This is a genomic window from Stenotrophomonas sp. YJH_SMC_20 (assembly GCF_059367845.1).
Genome location: NZ_JCAFRG010000002.1, coordinates 305,671 through 321,072 on the forward strand (window position 1 = coordinate 305,671; position 15,402 = coordinate 321,072).

16 protein-coding genes are annotated in these 15,402 nt (G+C 66.6%); 5 read left to right on the forward strand and 11 right to left on the reverse strand.

Annotated elements, in window-relative coordinates:
- Positions 1 to 253 precede the first annotated feature (253 nt).
- The gene (locus tag AC5P6A_RS04755; protein ID WP_111101944.1) at positions 254 to 814 is read left to right on the forward strand and encodes a fasciclin domain-containing protein; all 561 of its coding nucleotides are present in this window, start codon (positions 254 to 256) and stop codon (positions 812 to 814) included.
- Positions 815 to 910: 96 nt separating this feature from the next.
- Here AC5P6A_RS04755 and AC5P6A_RS04760 read toward each other — a convergent pair whose 3' ends face one another.
- Both AC5P6A_RS04760 and AC5P6A_RS04765 read right to left on the reverse strand, forming a co-directional pair.
- Positions 911 to 1,123: a hypothetical protein gene (locus tag AC5P6A_RS04760; protein ID WP_010485683.1), complete on the reverse strand. Its 213-nt coding sequence runs from the start codon at positions 1,121 to 1,123 to the stop codon at positions 911 to 913.
- A 106-nt stretch (positions 1,124 to 1,229) separates the two neighbouring features.
- The gene (locus AC5P6A_RS04765) at positions 1,230 to 2,411 is read right to left on the reverse strand and encodes a serine hydrolase (RefSeq protein WP_180876923.1); all 1,182 of its coding nucleotides are present in this window, start codon (positions 2,409 to 2,411) and stop codon (positions 1,230 to 1,232) included.
- Positions 2,412 to 2,716: 305 nt separating this feature from the next.
- Here AC5P6A_RS04765 and AC5P6A_RS04770 point away from each other — a divergent pair, with 305 nt between their 5' ends.
- Positions 2,717 to 3,964, forward strand: a complete 1,248-nt coding sequence (locus AC5P6A_RS04770) for an SLC13 family permease (protein WP_180876888.1) — start codon at positions 2,717 to 2,719, stop codon at positions 3,962 to 3,964.
- Positions 3,965 to 3,988: 24 nt separating this feature from the next.
- Here the strand turns inward: AC5P6A_RS04770 and AC5P6A_RS04775 are convergent, their stop codons facing one another.
- From AC5P6A_RS04775 to AC5P6A_RS04795, 5 genes are all read right to left on the reverse strand, one after another.
- Complete coding sequence (locus AC5P6A_RS04775; RefSeq protein ID WP_346714841.1) at positions 3,989 to 5,422, reverse strand: OprO/OprP family phosphate-selective porin; 1,434 nt, start codon at positions 5,420 to 5,422, stop codon at positions 3,989 to 3,991.
- A 134-nt stretch (positions 5,423 to 5,556) separates the two neighbouring features.
- On the reverse strand, positions 5,557 to 6,333 hold the full coding sequence (locus tag AC5P6A_RS04780) for an ABC transporter permease (RefSeq protein ID WP_346714842.1): 777 nt from the start codon (positions 6,331 to 6,333) through the stop codon (positions 5,557 to 5,559).
- Positions 6,317 to 7,150, reverse strand: coding sequence for an ABC transporter ATP-binding protein (locus tag AC5P6A_RS04785; RefSeq protein WP_014647218.1), 834 nt, complete (start codon positions 7,148 to 7,150; stop codon positions 6,317 to 6,319). Before AC5P6A_RS04785 ends, AC5P6A_RS04780 begins: the two co-directional genes overlap by 17 nt.
- A 13-nt stretch (positions 7,151 to 7,163) precedes the next feature.
- A complete protein-coding gene (locus tag AC5P6A_RS04790) occupies positions 7,164 to 8,222 on the reverse strand; it encodes an ABC transporter substrate-binding protein (RefSeq protein ID WP_111098466.1) in 1,059 nt (352 codons plus the stop codon).
- Between the two features lie 75 nt (positions 8,223 to 8,297).
- Positions 8,298 to 9,419 carry a 4-oxalomesaconate tautomerase gene (locus tag AC5P6A_RS04795; RefSeq protein ID WP_164143771.1) on the reverse strand — a complete coding sequence of 374 codons (1,122 nt, stop codon included), beginning with the start codon at positions 9,417 to 9,419 and terminating at the stop codon, positions 8,298 to 8,300.
- Positions 9,420 to 9,528: 109 nt separating this feature from the next.
- Between AC5P6A_RS04795 and AC5P6A_RS04800 the strand changes: the two genes are divergently transcribed.
- Entirely contained in the window at positions 9,529 to 10,431 is a 903-nt protein-coding gene (locus AC5P6A_RS04800; protein WP_010485668.1) for a LysR family transcriptional regulator, read from the forward strand.
- A gap of 61 nt (positions 10,432 to 10,492) precedes the next feature.
- On the opposite strand, the gene AC5P6A_RS04805 is transcribed toward AC5P6A_RS04800, so the two are convergent.
- Both AC5P6A_RS04805 and AC5P6A_RS04810 read right to left on the reverse strand, forming a co-directional pair.
- The gene (locus tag AC5P6A_RS04805; RefSeq protein ID WP_346714843.1) at positions 10,493 to 10,873 is read right to left on the reverse strand and encodes a hypothetical protein; all 381 of its coding nucleotides are present in this window, start codon (positions 10,871 to 10,873) and stop codon (positions 10,493 to 10,495) included.
- 108 nt (positions 10,874 to 10,981) lie between these two features.
- Positions 10,982 to 11,509: a DUF6622 family protein gene (locus AC5P6A_RS04810; RefSeq protein ID WP_346714844.1), complete on the reverse strand. Its 528-nt coding sequence runs from the start codon at positions 11,507 to 11,509 to the stop codon at positions 10,982 to 10,984.
- Positions 11,510 to 11,743: 234 nt separating this feature from the next.
- Between AC5P6A_RS04810 and AC5P6A_RS04815 the strand changes: the two genes are divergently transcribed.
- Positions 11,744 to 12,895, forward strand: a complete 1,152-nt coding sequence (locus AC5P6A_RS04815) for a serine hydrolase domain-containing protein (protein ID WP_346714845.1) — start codon at positions 11,744 to 11,746, stop codon at positions 12,893 to 12,895.
- 6 nt (positions 12,896 to 12,901) lie between these two features.
- On the opposite strand, the gene AC5P6A_RS04820 is transcribed toward AC5P6A_RS04815, so the two are convergent.
- On the reverse strand, positions 12,902 to 13,774 hold the full coding sequence (locus AC5P6A_RS04820; RefSeq protein ID WP_346714846.1) for a methylenetetrahydrofolate reductase: 873 nt from the start codon (positions 13,772 to 13,774) through the stop codon (positions 12,902 to 12,904).
- Positions 13,774 to 14,688: a LysR family transcriptional regulator gene (locus AC5P6A_RS04825; RefSeq protein ID WP_053443057.1), complete on the reverse strand. Its 915-nt coding sequence runs from the start codon at positions 14,686 to 14,688 to the stop codon at positions 13,774 to 13,776. The genes AC5P6A_RS04820 and AC5P6A_RS04825 overlap by 1 nt, the downstream gene beginning before the upstream one ends.
- A 75-nt stretch (positions 14,689 to 14,763) precedes the next feature.
- Between AC5P6A_RS04825 and msuE the strand changes: the two genes are divergently transcribed.
- The gene (gene msuE, locus AC5P6A_RS04830) at positions 14,764 to 15,351 is read left to right on the forward strand and encodes an FMN reductase (RefSeq protein ID WP_155029573.1); all 588 of its coding nucleotides are present in this window, start codon (positions 14,764 to 14,766) and stop codon (positions 15,349 to 15,351) included.
- Positions 15,352 to 15,402: the final 51 nt, after the last annotated feature.

A 15,402-nucleotide genomic window follows, 5' to 3' on the forward strand; every position in this document is an offset into this window, starting at 1 on the left:
GCTTTTCAAGCCTGCCAGGACAAACACGCGGCAAAGAAGGCAGCCCCTGGACCTTGGATCCCCGTCCGACTGGTAGCGCTACCATCGCGTTGCAGCGGAGAGTAATCACCCCGGTTCGCGCTTGTCACCATGCAGCGCAGCAAACCAGCAGCGCGCGGCACAGCTCATGACCCGGCTGCTGCTGCATCCGGTCAGGCGCACCTGACGTAGGAAGGATGCCCGCACTTGCGGGTCATCCAGAAAGGAACGCACCGTGAACGCTCTTCAGCGCATCGCCGCCGCAGTCGGCTTCGCCCTACTCGTTTCGTCCGGCTCCTCAGTTTTCGCCGCCAACGCCGTCATCGTGGGCGGGGCAGAGATGTACCCCACCAGGACCATCGTCGAGAACGCCGTCAATTCCAAGGATCACACCACCCTCGTTGCAGCGGTCAAAGCAGCCGGCCTGGTCGACACCCTCAACGGCGCCGGGCCCTTCACTGTTTTCGCGCCCACCAATGCGGCCTTCGACAAATTGCCTGCAGGCACTGTCGATACGCTGGTGAAGCCGGAAAACAAGGCACAGCTGACCCGGATCCTGACCTACCACGTCGTCCCGGGCAGCTACAGTTCGGCGCAGCTTCTGGCCGATGCCCGCAAGCACGGCGGCAAGGCCACCCTCAAGACCGTGCAGGGTGAGCCTCTCACCGTGGCGCTCCACGATGGCAAGCTCTGGATCATCGACGCAAAGGGTGGCAAGGCAGGCATCAGCACTGCAGATGTCAGCCAGTCCAACGGCGTCATCCACGTGGTCGACACCGTGCTGATGCCCAAGTAGGCGTCCTCATGCAACGGGCATCCGGCGCGATGCCCGTTGCCCGGGCCGGTCATGCCGCCGTCAACATGCGGATGCGCGGCCGGCATGGCGTAGTGGCTACCACACCGGTCCCAGCAGCTTCGTCACTTCGGCCTCCAGTTTCTGCGCGGCCTCGTCCTGGGAGGCGACCTTGATGCACAACCCCGACTGTGCCGGTCCCGGCACCAGCTGGTAGCGATTGATGGTGCCGCCACCTTCACCGTCCAGCGCTACCCGCGCCACTACCGTTCGGCCATTGGCGTGGAAGGTCCAGTCCTGATAATCAAACATGCTTCAGTAGGTGTGCGGCCAAGATGTCATCCCACTTTAGGCGGCATGCCAGTGAAGAACGCTCCAGGAAGATGTTCAGCGCGTGTGGACATGATGGCGACAGGGCCTATTGCAGTGTCCGCGCCAACTGCAGGACATCGGCGAAGAAGGAGGGATAGTCGTCCTGTGGAGCGTTGTGACTCTCGCGCCGGTGGATCAGGCGCACTGCGACGACACGCTGTTCCGGAACGATCATCAGGTATTGGCCCAGGTAGCCGTTGGCGGCAAAGCCGACGACCGGCCCCCGTGTGATGTCGTAGAGATCGGCAAGCTTCAGCCCTCGCGCGGAGATCTGGCTGCCGTAGCGCTGGGACCAGTCCGCGCCCAGTTGATCGGCGAGGAAGGCGACCAGCGTGCTGCGGCTTTCGAATACTCGCCCTGCGCTGGCCTGCAGTGCGCGCTGTACGTCGTCGTCCACGCCCCTTTTCACCAGCAGATCCCGTAGCCGGGGCTTGAGCTGGTAGCGTTCCCAGGCCGGTACCCGCCACCACAGTAGCCCAACATCTGGCGCACGGGCGCTTTCGGTCGTCATCAACGCGACCGACTGCTCACTCAGGAGACGTTTGCCATCCGGCGCCACGCCTCCGTCCAGCAACAGTTGCCCGATGGCGGCAAGATCGGCCGCGCGCAGGGACAGCCCGGCCATGCCCAGCGGGGTGCCTGCCTCATCCTTCATCCAGGTGTAGTGGGCAATGCCCAGGGGCTTGAACAGGCGCGCGTCCAGATAGGCATCCAGCGGCTCGCCTGCCAGGCGCTCGACAATACCGGGCAGCAGGTTGGTGGCCTTGTTGTTGTAGGAGAACACGGTACCTGGGCCATCGCTCAGCTCGGCGGCCAGTGCCAGCCTGACCAGGTCCGGGGCCCCTTCCAGCTCTTCGCCCGCGTTCGCCACGTTCTGCAGGCCCGAGGTATGGTCCAGCAGCATGCGCACGGTAATGGCGCTCTTCCTGCCCTGCTTCCATTCGGGATAGATCTGGCTGACCGGCGTATCGATCGAAGCCAGCTTTCCTTCGTCCAGCAGCAACGCAATGGCCAGCGCGACGACCGACTTGGTGGCCGACATCAGGTGAACCGATTCCTGCCCCGCGGCGGGCTTCAGCTCAAGCAGCGTCTTCCGGTCGTGCATCACCAGGACCGCATCGGAATGCGCGGCGCGCGCGTTGCGCTCGATCGCGGCAAGGGCTTCGGCACGCATCGCCGCTTGGGTGGGCCCGGCGATGCCGAACACCAGGGCCAGGGCGCAGGACAACCAGCAGGATCTTGGCATCGCAATCTCGTCCAATGAGTGTGTGTGTGTGTGCAGCTTGACTACATGTGTAGTCACACTGCAGTGCCTGAAGTCATGCCGTGCTTGAGTGCTGAACGTGGGCTGGCGCCGCACCGGCCCACCTGCAGCGCGGTCGACTGCAGCGGTCGCCATGCCGCGCCGCACGGTATGATGCGGCGACCCGGAACCTGCGATGATTGCAGCGGCCGCCCATCCGCTGATCGCGCGCGCCAGGCCCCCCCCCCCCTGCGCCGGGGTCGCTGCAGGTGCCGCTGAAGCCCCACTCCATGCTCGCCCCCCAAGCCCCCCTCGTGATCTGGGCAGCGGTCGCCGTTGCCACCCTCGGTCTGCTGTTCCGTCCTTTCCGCATCCCCGAATATGTGTGGGCGCTGGGCGCTGCTGCCCTGTTGCCGTTGCTGGGCGCAGTGTCGCTGCACACCGCATGGAGCGCAGTGGCCGAAGGCCGCGACGTCTACCTGTTCCTGGTCGGCATGATGGTGCTGGCCGAACTGGCGCGGCGCGAAGGCCTGTTCGATTGGCTGGCGTTGTACGCGGTGCGGCATGCGGGCGGATCCGGGCGACGCCTGTTCGACCTGGTGTTCCTGGTCGGCACGCTGGTGACGGTGTTCCTGTCCAACGATGCAACGGCCGTAGTGCTGACGCCGGCGGTCTACGCCGCCTGCAAGGCGGCGCGCGCCAATCCCCTGCCCTACCTGTTCGTCTGTGCCTTCATCGCCAATGCGGCCAGCTTCGTGCTGCCCATTTCCAATCCGGCCAACCTGGTGGTGTACGGCCAGCACATGCCGCCGCTGCTGCAGTGGCTGGCGCAGTTCGCGCTGCCGTCGGCGGCGGCGATCGGTGCCACCTACCTGGTCCTGCGCTGGGTGCACCGGCGCGAGATCGCCCAGCCGCTGGTGGCCGCGCCGGCACATCGCCCGTTGACCGACGGCGGCCGGCTGAGCGCACTGGGCGTGCTGTTCACCGGCACCGTGTTGCTGGTCACGTCCGCCTTGAACGGGCCATTGGGCCTGACCACGTTCTGCGCGGGCGCGCTGAGTGTGGCGGTGGTGGCGATCCGCCAGCGGCGCAGCCCGCTGCCACTGCTGCGCCACGTGTCCTGGGGCGTGCTGCCGCTGGTGGCGGGACTGTTCGTGCTGGTGGAAGCGGTGGCGCAGACCGGTATCATCCAGAGCGCGGCCAGCGCACTGCAGGCCGTGGCGCAGGCATCTCCCCGTCAGGCCAGCTGGCTGGCCGGTGGCGCGGCCGCGCTGCTGAGCAACGTGGCCAACAATCTGCCGATCGGCCTGGCCGCCGGTTCGCTGGGCCAGATGGCTGAACTGCCCGCACAGACCCGTGCCGCACTGCTGATCGGCGTGGACCTGGGCCCGAACCTGTCGGTGACCGGCTCGCTGGCCACGATGCTGTGGCTGGTGGCGCTGCGTCGCGAAGGCGAGCATGTCAGCGCGCTCGACTTCCTGCGCGTCGGCGCGCTGGTGATGCCGCCGGCGTTGATCGGAGCACTGCTGCTGCTCTGATCGGCGCGCAAGCGGCATGCGCTGCTAGAAGGCCACCTGCAGGCGGGTGTTGAAGGTGGTGCCTTCATCCCTGCCCTGGCCGGTGCCGCTGCGGTTGCGGGTCTGCCAGCGCACGGCTTCGAACATCACCCGGCTGAAATCGTTGAGGTACCAGTTCGCGCCCAGTGTCCACGCGTGGCCGGTACCACCACTGGGCAGTTCGGCATAGTCCACGTCCTCATAGCGGCCCTTCAGCTCCCACGCGCCACTGCCGCCGCGCGTCACCGGATCGGCCACCTTTACCTTGCCCCACGTGCCGGCCTTGCCCGAGTAGGACGGCAGCGCGCCCACCAGGAACCAGCCAGCGGAGATCGCCCACGCCTCGTGGTCGCGATCATAGCGCCCGCCGGCATCGGCCCCGCGCAGGCTTCGCGTACCCCACTCGCCGGTTGCCCACGCCGGGCCGAAGAAGCCGGCCAGTTCCGCACCGTAGGCGGTGCTGCGCTCGGCGCCCACCAGCGTGCCCGGTGTGATCCTGACCAGATCGTTGAAATGCCCCGCGATGGCCGAACTGCGCACCACGCCGGTGGCCCCGGCGGGAATCTTCTCGTGGAAGGCCCATGCGCCCAGATGCACCGTGGCGTCGGCAGTGTCCAGCGGATTCCAGTGGACGCGGGTGGCCCAGGTCTGGCTGTCGTTGTCGGCGCCGGCGTTGTTGAGGTCGTTGCCGGCTACCGACAGGCTGGCATGCCAGCCCTTTCCATACACCCGCTCGGTGAGCCCGACACCGAACAGGCCGCGCTGCGGCAGCATCAGCGTGCCGACCACGTTGCGGTCCTGGAAAGGCGTGTTGGACGTGCTGCTGGAGCCGTCGATACCCCGGTCGTTGAGGCGGTTGCCCACGGTCAGGTCGGCCGGCAGCCCGAACAGGCGGTGTTCCACGGTGGCGTAGACCGACTTCCACGCCACCGCGTTGTCCGCGAAGTCACCTTCCACTGCCCAGCCGAGGATACCGTAGCGGCCTTCGGCACCCAGCCGCACCGAGCGGATCTCGGTACCGGAGATATTGCGGTCACTCACTGAGGATCCGTCGGTGCTGGATGCGTCGACGAACAGGCGTCCGCGCGGACGGAACGCCACGGCGCCATCGGCACTGCTGAACTCCGGCGCACCCTTGGCCCAGGAGACCTTCGGCAGTCTGGACTGGCTGGTTTCCAGCGCGGCCACCCGCGTTTCCAGCGCAGGCGGGGGCGGCGTTGACGGTGCGCCCGCACTGCCCTGCCCGCCCTCCACGGCACGCAGGCGCGCCTCCAATTGCTGGATCTGCAGTGCCTGCTGCTGCACCAGGCGTGACAGCTCAGCCTGGCTCAGCGGCGCGGGCAGCGAGGACGTGGACTGTGCGTCGGCATGGCCACTGGTCAACAGCAGGCCGAGCGCGACCGACAGCGCTGCCAGCGGCAGCACGGTGGAATGGTTCATGGGCTCTCTCTCCGGCCAGCCGGCCGCCTGGCCCGGCGCTGGCCTGTTGCGGTGGTGCGGGGGAAGATCGGGGGAGGAAGCGCGCGCCGCCGGATCGGCCCGGCGGCGCGGCAGGCGGGCTCAGCCCGGCCCGGTCAGTTGGTGGCCTGTGCCTGCGCGTTGGGACGCCAAGTGATCAGCTTGTTCTCGACCACGTCCAGCAGCGCGTCGATGACCAGCACGAAGGCGGCCAGGATGATGATGCCGGCGAACACACCCACGGCATTGAAGTTGCCCTCGGCCTGCGCGATCAGGTAACCCAGGCCCGCCGAGGCCCCGAGGTACTCACCGATGATCGCGCCGACCACCGCGAAGCCCACCGAGGTGCGCAGCGAAGACAGGATCCAGCTCGCCGCTGCGGGGAAGTAGACATGGCGCAGCAGGTCGCTGCGGCTCGCCCCCAGGATGCGGGCATTGGCCAGCACCACCGGATTCACCTCGCGCACGCCCTGCATGGCATTGAAGAACGTGGTGAAGAACACCAGCGTGACCGCCAGCGCCACCTTCGACCACAGCCCCAGGCCCAGCCACAGCACGAAAATCGGCGCCAGCACCACGCGCGGAATCGCGTTGAAGCCCTTGATGAAGGGATCGAGGATGCGTGCCGAGCGGCGGCTCAGGCCGAGCCAGACGCCGCCGGCCACACCCAGGCCGGTGCCAATGATGTAGCCCAGCGCGGTTTCGGTCAGCGTGATGTAGACATGCTGATAGAACGACGTATCGGACAGCCAGGTCCAGGCCTGCTGCACGATGGCGGTTGGCGATGGGAAGAAGAACGGATCGATCACGCCCAGCGCGATGCCGCCTTCCCAGCCACCGAACACGGCGACCACCAGCGCGAGCTGGATGAACTTGTCAGTCTTGGCGTGCATAGCTCTTCTCCACTTCGCCGCGCAGGCAGGCCCAGATGTCGCGGTACAGGTCGGTGAAACGGTCATCCAGCTTGATCTCGGCCACGTTCCTCGGCCGTTCCAGATCCACATCGAAACTGCGCACCACGCGGCTGGCCGGGCCGGAGGACAGCACCACCACGCGGTCGCCCAGGGCGATCGCTTCCTCCAGGTCGTGGGTGATCAGGATCACCGAGCGCCGGTCTTCCTGCCACAACCGCAGCAGCTCGTTCTGCATGAGGTGGCGGGTATGGATGTCCAGCGCCGAGAACGGCTCATCCATCAGGATCACCTTCGGCTCGACGATCAACGCCTGGGCCATCTGCACGCGCTTGCGCTGGCCACCGGACAGCTGGTGCGGGTAGCGATGCTCGAAGCCGGCCAGGCCGACCTTGGCCAGCCAAGCGTTGGCCTTGGCCTTGCGTTCGGCCTCGGGCACACCACGGAAGCGCAGGCCGAGTTCAACATTCTGGTACGCGGTCTTCCACGGCAGCAGCGCGTCCTGCTGGAACAGGTAGCCGACCGACTCCTGCACGCCGCTGACGGCACGGCCATCGATGCTGACCTGGCCCGACGACGGCTTCAGCAGGCCCGCCACGGAATTGAGGATGGTGCTCTTGCCGCAGCCGGTCGGCCCGACGATGGCAAGGAACTCGCCGTCACCCACCTGGATGTCGACATCGCGTACGGCGGTGAATTCGCCGAAGGACATGGTCACCTTGTTGATGGCGACCATGGTCTGTGCAGGCTCCAGCTGCGGCGCGCCATTGAACTGGCGCACGGTGGCATTGAGGGCCATGGGTTACCTCCGCTTACGGTTGGGCAGCCGGCGCCGCAGCGTTGGCACGCTCGACGAAGGCATTGGTGTAGGTCCGGGACAGATCGATATCGGCCTTGGCGACATCCGTGTTGAACTCACGCAGCACCTTCAGCGGTGTTTCCAGATCGGCAGGCGTGAAGTGACCGTCCCGGGTGAAGATCGCGCGCGCGTTCTCCACCGCGCGGGCATAGGTGGCGCGGTCACCGGAGACGTAGCTGTCCGGCAGCGCAGCGACGATGTCTTCAGCACTGTTGTCGGCGATGAACTTCAAGGCCATCTGCTCGGCGCGGGCGATCTTCTCGGCCGCTTCGGGGCGCTTGTCCAGGAAGCTCTGGTTGGCGTACATCACCGAGGTCGGGTACAGGCCGCCATAGACCTGGCGGGCGCCGTCATCGCTGCGCGCGTCGAGGAGGATCCTGCCGACCTTGCGCTCGGTGATCAGGGTGGCGGCGGGATCATAGTTGACCAGCAGGTCGATCTTGCCCTGCTCCAGCGCGGCCACTGCTGCGGCGCCCGAGCCGACCCCGATCAATGAGATGCTGTCGGCCGGAATATCGTGCTGGGCGAGGAAGTGACGGACGAAGAAGTCGGACGAGGAGCCCGGTGCGGTGATCCCGACCTTCTGGCCCTTGATGGTCTCCGGGCGCGCCGGATCGAAGGTGGCATCCTCGCGGCCGGCCATCACCAGGCCGGAGTTGCGCGAGAGCAGTACGAAGGCCACCACGTCCTTGCCCTTGGCCTGCATCTGGATGGTGTGGTCGTAGAAGCCGACGGCTACGTCGGTGGAATTGGCCACCAGCGCCTGCAGCACCTTGGAGCCGCCCTGGGCGAAGTTCTCGGTCTTCACCTGCAGGCCGACGTCCTTGAAGTAGCCCTTGGCGTCGGCAATGAAGAACGGCAGGTTGTTGAGGTTGTAGGAGCCGACGCTGATGCGCACCGGTGCGTTGTCGCTGCTGCCGGCGGCCGCGCCTTCCACGCGCCCGCTGTTGCTGCATCCGGCCGCGGCCAGCCCGGCCACGCACAGCGCGGCCATCAAGAACTGCTTGTACATCATCCCTCCCAGGAGTGAAGCATCTACGTTGTAATGGCGGGCATGCGCGTCTACGCAGGCCCGTCCGGGTTCAGATCATGCCGCTGACGTCCATTGGCGGGCTTGGGTGGCACTGGCCGTGGCGGGCGCGGGCGAAGTCGCGTACACGCGCCCCTCGAACAAGCGGCGTGCGGTGCGGACCACGCTGGCAATCACCGGCGAATCGCCCGAGCTGCGACTGAGGCCCACCTCCAGGGCCCCGCTCGGATGTTCGAGGGTAATGCTGCCGGGAACGGACCGGCATCCGACCAAAGTGTGGGCCAGCGTGCCCGGCGTGACGGCGGCGGTGGCCAGGCCGACCGCGCCGGTAATGGCCAGTGCGGTGTGGCATTGGTGCGGCATGAAATAGCGCACCTGCAGATCGCCGCCCTGTTGCGGCGCCGACAGCAGCACCGGCTTGGGAATGACCTTGTTGCCGGCGTCGGCGATGCCCATGCGGGCGCCCGCCTCGATGCGCAGCGCTTCCAGCCGGCGCATGAACGCCGCGTCCGCGTTCAGTTCGGCGGGCGAGGCATCACCGCGCACGCCCAGGTCTTCGGCACGCACCAGCATCATCGGCATGGCGCAGTCCACCAGGCTGACCGGCACGCCATTGATGGTTTCCTGCGCATGCCCGCTGGGCAGCAGCTTGCCGGTGCGGGCGCCTGCCGCATCAAGGAAGGACAGCCTGACCGGCGCGGCTGAGCCCGGCGCGCCGGCAATGCGCGTATCACCGCGGTAGGCCACATTGCCCCCCGGCGTTTCCACCGTGGCGATGATCAACTTGCCGGTGTTGACGTTGTGGATGCGCACTTCGGTCTGCGGATCCTGCGCCTGCACCAGCCCACGCTCGATGGCATACGGGCCTACGGCCGCCAGCATGTTGCCGCAGTTGGGCGAGGTATCCACCACTTGCTGCTCGACCCGTACCTGGGCGAACAGGTAGTCGACATCGGCGTCCGGGCGGCTGGAGCGGTCGATGATCGCCACCTTGCTGGTCAGCGCGTTGCCACCGCCGATGCCGTCGATCTGCAGCGGATGTCCCGAGCCCATCACTTCCAGCAGCAGGCGATCGCGTTCGGCGATGTCCGCCGGCAGGTCGCTGGCCAGGAAGAACGGGCCCTTGGAGGTGCCGCCGCGCATGAGCACGCAGGGAATGCTGAGCAGATCGTTGGACATACGTGTGCTAGATTGATGCGTATAGGGGATGAATGACCCCTCTGTGATTCGATACTGGCATGACCCCAATTGATCTGTGAATTGCTGATTTTTGGATGATTGATACCTGATGAGCATCAATTGCGAAATCCTCGATCTGCGTGCGTTCCTGCTGGTGTCGGAGACACGCAGCTTTCATCGGGCCGCGGAAATCCTTCACGTCTCCCAGCCCGCACTCAGCCGCCGGATCCAGAAACTGGAGCAGGCGGTGGGTTCGCCGCTGCTGGAGCGCACCACGCGCAGCGTCAGTACCACCGCTGTCGGCGAGAACCTGCTGCCACTGGTGCGCCGCATGCTGGAGGAATTCGATGGATCACTGTTCTCGCTGCGCGGCCGCGAAGACACCCGCGGCGCGACAGTGACCATCGCCTGCCTGCCGACGGCGGCGTTCTACTTCCTGCCCAGCGTGATGGCGCGTTTCCACGAAGCGCACCCGAACGTTCGCTTCCGCATTCTGGATATCCCGGCCACGGAGGGTCTGCAGGCAGTGGAACGTGGCGAAGTCGAGTTCGGCATCAACTTCATGGGCGCCAACGATCCGAATCTCGATTTCGACGTGCTCGCTGAAGATCCATTCGTGCTGGCATGCCGGCGCGATCATCCGCTGGCCCGCAAGCGCAAGGTGGAATGGGCCGATCTGGCCGAGCACCAGCTGATCACCGTGCATCGCACCAGCGGCAACCGCACGCTGCTGGATGGTGCGCTGGCGCGCGAGAACCTCAAGTTGAGCTGGCACTATGAAGTGACGCACCTGTCGACGTCACTGGGCATGGTCGAGGCGGGCATCGGCGTGTCGGTGCTACCGAAGATGGCCACGCCGGACGGGGATCACCCCACCCTGGTGACACGCGCGATCGGCAACCCGGTAGTGTCGCGCACGATCGGCATCGTCCGCCGGCGGGGCGCCCTGCTCTCGCCCACGGCGGAGCGATTCCTTCAGATGCTGATGAGCCAGTGGCGTGGGGAGGCGTGAGCAGCCCCGCAGTTCACGCACCCATCCGTTCCGGCACACGGGGCGCTGACGGGGCCGCCCTTCATGACGAGGCCGCGAAGATCGACGCAATACCTGCAAGCGATCCCACGGCCACCCATGAGAGCGTGGCGAATGCAGTCAGCAGTACCTTCCGATGGACGGCCTGCGCTTCGTTCTGGGCCTCCGACCGTCGCGCATAGGGCCTGGAGAAACCCAGCAGTTCGCCGGTGACAGTCAACACCCCCATCAGGATCAGTGCGGTCACGCAGAAGCCCAAAATGGAACCAATGAGGGCCACATGCTGGGCATCGCCAATAGCCGGCTGAGTGCCGGCCAAAGCCTTTACAAGCTGGCCCGTCCACCGTGCGGGCAGCCAGGCCAGGGCTGCGACAATACCGAAGTGACTGGCCACGTTGATCCAGAACCAGGATGTGGTCTTCATGACGTCAGCGTTTCCGGTGTTGGCCAGTGGCGGGCATCGTGACGCCTGCGTCAGCCCCGCACAACCCTGCATGGGGAAGCCGGCCAGCGGCCGGCACTACCCGGGCGATCAGCCTGCGGTTTCCAGCCCCTTGCCTGCCGCATCCATCCGCAGCGAGGCCAGGTACCGGGCGTACTTGCCGACGAAGATGCCGGTGAATCCGCCTGCCAGCAGCAGGTAAGCGGCACTGAAGCCGGCACTGGCGGACAGCGACGGCGACACCGCAAACGCGACTTCGAAGCCGTACTTCACCAGGAAGGTGACCAGCAGCAGCGGCAGCAGGCTGAAGTCCGCGCTGCGCCAGAGCTTGCCGGTGCTGCGGTCCAGCGTCAGCTTCAATCGATTCAGCAGCAGCCAGGCAAGTGCCGCGCCCGTGGCTATGCCGGCAAGCCACTCGCTCCAGGCGGCCAGCGACGCGCCGAAGCGATGGCTGACCGACCACGCGCCCCAGACGGCGAACAGCGCGGGCACGATCGCCAGTTTGTGCAGCGAGGTTTCTGCAGGCTTCATGGCGGCGATGCCACGGGTGACCAGGAAGGCGAGGAGCAGCCAGACCCAGACCGGCGTCTGCGAGGCGAGTTGCTGGAGCATGTTCATGAGCGGTCCCCTTGATGAGTGGTGGCTGAAGGGTGGCGAGGTGCCCTCGCATTGGCGCTCACTATTCGCTTCCGCCCGGGTTGCAGCCAGTGACAGCTGTCAGCCATCGCGGATGACCCGCCGGCATGCTGCGCGTCCCCGGCAGCTGTCGGGGTGGATTCACCCGGTGCACCCTGCGCGGGCCGGCCCTCAGTCCGCGCTACCATCACCACGACGCCGCTGCGAGCCACGTGCATGTACCACGACCCTGTTCGACGTCGCCTGTGTGCGGCGCTGCTGGCCACTGGCTTCGGCCTGTCAGCACCATCGGCGCTGGCGAGCCGGGCGACGTTGGCGGGATGCGGTTCGCTGACCGCATTGCTGCAGGCCGAACGGCAGCCTGGCATGGCGGCCGTTCTGGTTGATCACGGGCGCATTGCCGCGCTGTGCACGACCGGGCGGCTCAATGACACCCGGCCTGCACCGATTGATCGCCATACCGTGTTCGAACTGGGGTCGATCACCAAGCTGTTCACGGCCCTGCTGATTTTCCGGCTCCAGCAGCGGCATCTGCTCGACGTCACCGCGCCCATCGGCCAGTACGTGGAAGGGTTGCCTTCCGCATGGGCATCCACTTCGCTGCTGCAGCTGCTGAGCCATACCTCAGGCATTCCCAACTATCTGAATGAAGAAAATTTCCTGCGGTTGATGCCGACGAATCCAGCCCCCCGTGAATTGCTCGCAGAGGTGGCCGAGCGGCCGCTGGCGTTTGCGCCCGGTGCGCGGCACGCCTATTCCAATACGAACTACATCCTGCTCGGCCTGGCCATAGAGCATGCAACCGGCATGGACTACTGGCGGGTTCTGCAGGAGGAGATACTGTCGCCGCTGGGCATGCGCGATGCGGGACCGCGTCGTGCAGGCGATCGGCGCCGGATTGCCCAGGGGCATCTGTTCCAGGATGGCCACTGGCGCGCACCACCGCCCACTGCTCCGGGCTCGGCATGGGCCGCCGGCGGCCTGCTCGCCAGCATCGACGACATGGCGCGCTTTGCTGTGGCGCTGGACCAGCATCGACTGTTGCCCGAGGCGGCCCTGAAGCGGATGTGGTGCGACACACTCCTCGCCAATGGCAGCAAGGCGGGCTGGGGGGCCGGCTGGGAAGTTTCCGATGGCGGAAAGGTAGTCGGCCATGGCGGCGGGACCGCAGGCTTTACCGGGTATCTCCGGCACCGTCCCACCGATCGAAGAACGCTCGTCGTACTGATCAATCGCGCCGGAGACATCAACCCGCAGGGCATTGCAGAGCGCCTCGACCTGGGCATGCGTCGCTGCAATGGGAGGCTTTCCAGGCCGGCGCCTTCGCTGGATCAACCCGGCACCCGGACAACGCGATCCATGCCATGACGCAGATCATCGGCGCTGGCTGATGGAAATGCGCCGCCGGTACTGCGCCATCCAGTCCAGCGATGGTGCAACACCGCCGAACGGGTAGAAATGCGGGCTGACCGGGCCATGGGCGCTGGTCAGCCCCTTCACCAGGCGATCAACGAACACCTCCGGCCCCGCCGTTCCCAGCAGCCGGCCAATCGAGATGCCATACCTGGCCAACATCGATGCACTGGCGCCCACGCCGCACATCGCGGCGTAGCGCAGCAGGCGAGAGACGCTGGCCGGGCCCGGCACGCCGACCAGCACCGGAACGCTGATGCCGCGCGCGCGCAGTGCATCCAGCCAGGCCAGCACGGCATCGGCATCGAAGGCGAACTGGGTGACGATCACAGGCGCCATGCGGCGCGCTTCGATGGCCTGGCACTTGCGTTCGAGTACCTGCCAGCGAGCGTCGCCGCTCATCGCCGGATGGCCTTCCGGATGCCCGCCGATACCTACGACCTTGATGCCGAAACGCTCAAGACGCCCGGTCTCGATGATCGAAGCACTGTCGGCAAACGGCCCGGCAGGCGTCGCGAGGTCACCGGCGATCAGCAGGCAGCGCTCCACCCCGGCTTCGCTGGTGGCGCGCTCCAGGAAGCGTCCAAGCGCTGTGCGTGACCCGATGCGCCGCGCGGAGAGATGCGGCATCGGCTCGAATCCGAGCGCGCGCACGGTGCGCACGGCGGCCAGGCGGGCGTCGTCATCCTCGCTGGCCAGCCAGGGAATGGAGATGACCGTACCGCGCGGGATCCGATCCGCCTCGGCGCGCAGCGCGGGCATGGCCTTCGCGCTGACTTCCAGTGAAAAGGCGTTGATGAAGGCTTCCGCGTGCGCTGAGGTACCGGCCGGCATCAGCGCGCCTCGCGTGCATTGCCGGCAAGCGGCGAGCTGTTGCGGGCCAGTTCGATGAAGGCCTGCAGGTAGTCGATACCGGTATCGGCCTCGCGCGCGCCCAGGTAGATCTGCTTGGGGATGCCCTTGGCGCCCAGGCGCACGGGCACCACGTCCATGCGCGTGGCGTACTCCTCCACCAGCCAGCGCGGCATGGCAGCCACGCCGCGGCCGCTGGCCACCATCTGCATCATGATGTCGGTGGTTTCGATGGCCTTGTGGCGCCGCGGCGTGATGCCGGCCGGCAGCAGGAACTGGTTGTAGATGTCCAGGCGCTCGAACGGCACCGGATAACTGATCAGCACTTCCTGGCCGAGCTGGCGCGGTTTTACGTAGTCCACCTTGGCGAGGGCATGGTTCCCGGCCACCACCAGCACCTGTTCGTAGTCGAACACGGGAATGAACTTCAGGCCCGGCTTCAGCAGCGGGTCGGGGGTAACCAGCAGGTCGATCTCGTAGCCGAACAATGCGCCGATACCGCCGAACTGGAACTTCTGCTTGACGTCCACATCCACGTCCGGCCATGCCGCCAGGTAGGGCGAGACAATCTTCAGCAGCCACTGGTAGCAGGGATGGCACTCCATGCCAATGCGCAGCGCGCCACGCTCGCCCTGCGCGAACTGGCGCAGGCGCTCCTCGGCCAGGTCCAGCTGCGGAAGCACCCGGTTGGCCACTGCCAGCAGGTACTGTCCGGCCTGGGTCAGCCGCAGGCTGCGACCCTCACGCAGCCAGACCTCGGTACCCAGCTGCTGCTCCAGCTTCTTCATGCTGTGGCTGAGCGCCGACTGGGTCAGGTTGAGCACGCCGGCGGCGGCGGTGAGCGAGCCCTGCTGCTCGACCTGCTGCACGATGCTGAGGTGGATGCGCTCCAGCATGACGATGAATCTCACTCATGGATAGGTGAAGTAATACCATTTTACGTCATGGAAAGGCATGACTAGGATCGGGTCATGCCTTCATCCCACCGCCCTCTCCGTATCGTCGCCGTGTCCGGCGGACTGCAGCGCCCCTCGCGGGCCACCCTCCTGGCCGAGCATCTGCTGGGCGTGATCGGCAACGACGTCCATTGCGAACACCATCTGATCGAGCTCGGCGAGCTCGCCCCGCAGCTGGCCGGCGCCCTGTGGCGCTCACAATTGCCCGAGGCTGTCGAGCGCCAGCTGCTTGCCGTCGAGCAGGCCGATGTCCTCGTGGTGAGCACGCCGGTCTATCGCGGCTCGTACACCGGGCTGTTCAAGCATTTCTTCGACTTCATCCACCAGGATGCGCTGGTCGACACCCCCATCCTGCTGGCCGCGACCGGCGGCAGCGAGCGCCATGCGCTGGTGATCGATCACCAGCTGCGGCCGCTCTTCAGCTTCTTCCAGGCCCGCACCCTGCCGCTGGGCGTCTATGCCACCGACCGCGATTTCGCCGACGGCCGCGTGCACAACGAACCGCTGATCGAGCGCGCTCGACTGGCGGTCCACCGAGCCATGCCACTGCTGGCCCTGGCCCGCCATCCCGTCGCCGCCCTCGAGGCTGCCGCAGCACCCTGAATGCCGGATGCGCTCGCCCCGCATCCGGATGTCACCCCGCATCACGGAACG

Bases quoted from the DNA above. Each gene is read 5' to 3' on its own strand.
- AC5P6A_RS04760 (WP_010485683.1), bottom strand. From the start codon at position 1,123: ATGTTTGATTATCAGGACTGGACCTTCCACGCCAATGGCCGAACGGTA.
- AC5P6A_RS04770 (WP_180876888.1), top strand. From the start codon at position 2,717: ATGCTCGCCCCCCAAGCCCCCCTCGTGATCTGGGCAGCGGTCGCCGTT.
- AC5P6A_RS04775 (WP_346714841.1), bottom strand. From the start codon at position 5,422: ATGAACCATTCCACCGTGCTGCCGCTGGCAGCGCTGTCGGTCGCGCTC.
- AC5P6A_RS04780 (WP_346714842.1), bottom strand. From the start codon at position 6,333: ATGCACGCCAAGACTGACAAGTTCATCCAGCTCGCGCTGGTGGTCGCC.
- AC5P6A_RS04785 (WP_014647218.1), bottom strand. From the start codon at position 7,150: ATGGCCCTCAATGCCACCGTGCGCCAGTTCAATGGCGCGCCGCAGCTG.
- AC5P6A_RS04790 (WP_111098466.1), bottom strand. From the start codon at position 8,222: ATGTACAAGCAGTTCTTGATGGCCGCGCTGTGCGTGGCCGGGCTGGCC.
- AC5P6A_RS04795 (WP_164143771.1), bottom strand. From the start codon at position 9,419: ATGTCCAACGATCTGCTCAGCATTCCCTGCGTGCTCATGCGCGGCGGC.
- AC5P6A_RS04800 (WP_010485668.1), top strand. From the start codon at position 9,529: ATGAGCATCAATTGCGAAATCCTCGATCTGCGTGCGTTCCTGCTGGTG.
- AC5P6A_RS04805 (WP_346714843.1), bottom strand. From the start codon at position 10,873: ATGAAGACCACATCCTGGTTCTGGATCAACGTGGCCAGTCACTTCGGT.
- AC5P6A_RS04810 (WP_346714844.1), bottom strand. From the start codon at position 11,509: ATGAACATGCTCCAGCAACTCGCCTCGCAGACGCCGGTCTGGGTCTGG.
- AC5P6A_RS04815 (WP_346714845.1), top strand. From the start codon at position 11,744: ATGTACCACGACCCTGTTCGACGTCGCCTGTGTGCGGCGCTGCTGGCC.
- AC5P6A_RS04820 (WP_346714846.1), bottom strand. From the start codon at position 13,774: ATGCCGGCCGGTACCTCAGCGCACGCGGAAGCCTTCATCAACGCCTTT.
- AC5P6A_RS04825 (WP_053443057.1), bottom strand. From the start codon at position 14,688: ATGCTGGAGCGCATCCACCTCAGCATCGTGCAGCAGGTCGAGCAGCAG.
- msuE (WP_155029573.1), top strand. From the start codon at position 14,764: ATGCCTTCATCCCACCGCCCTCTCCGTATCGTCGCCGTGTCCGGCGGA.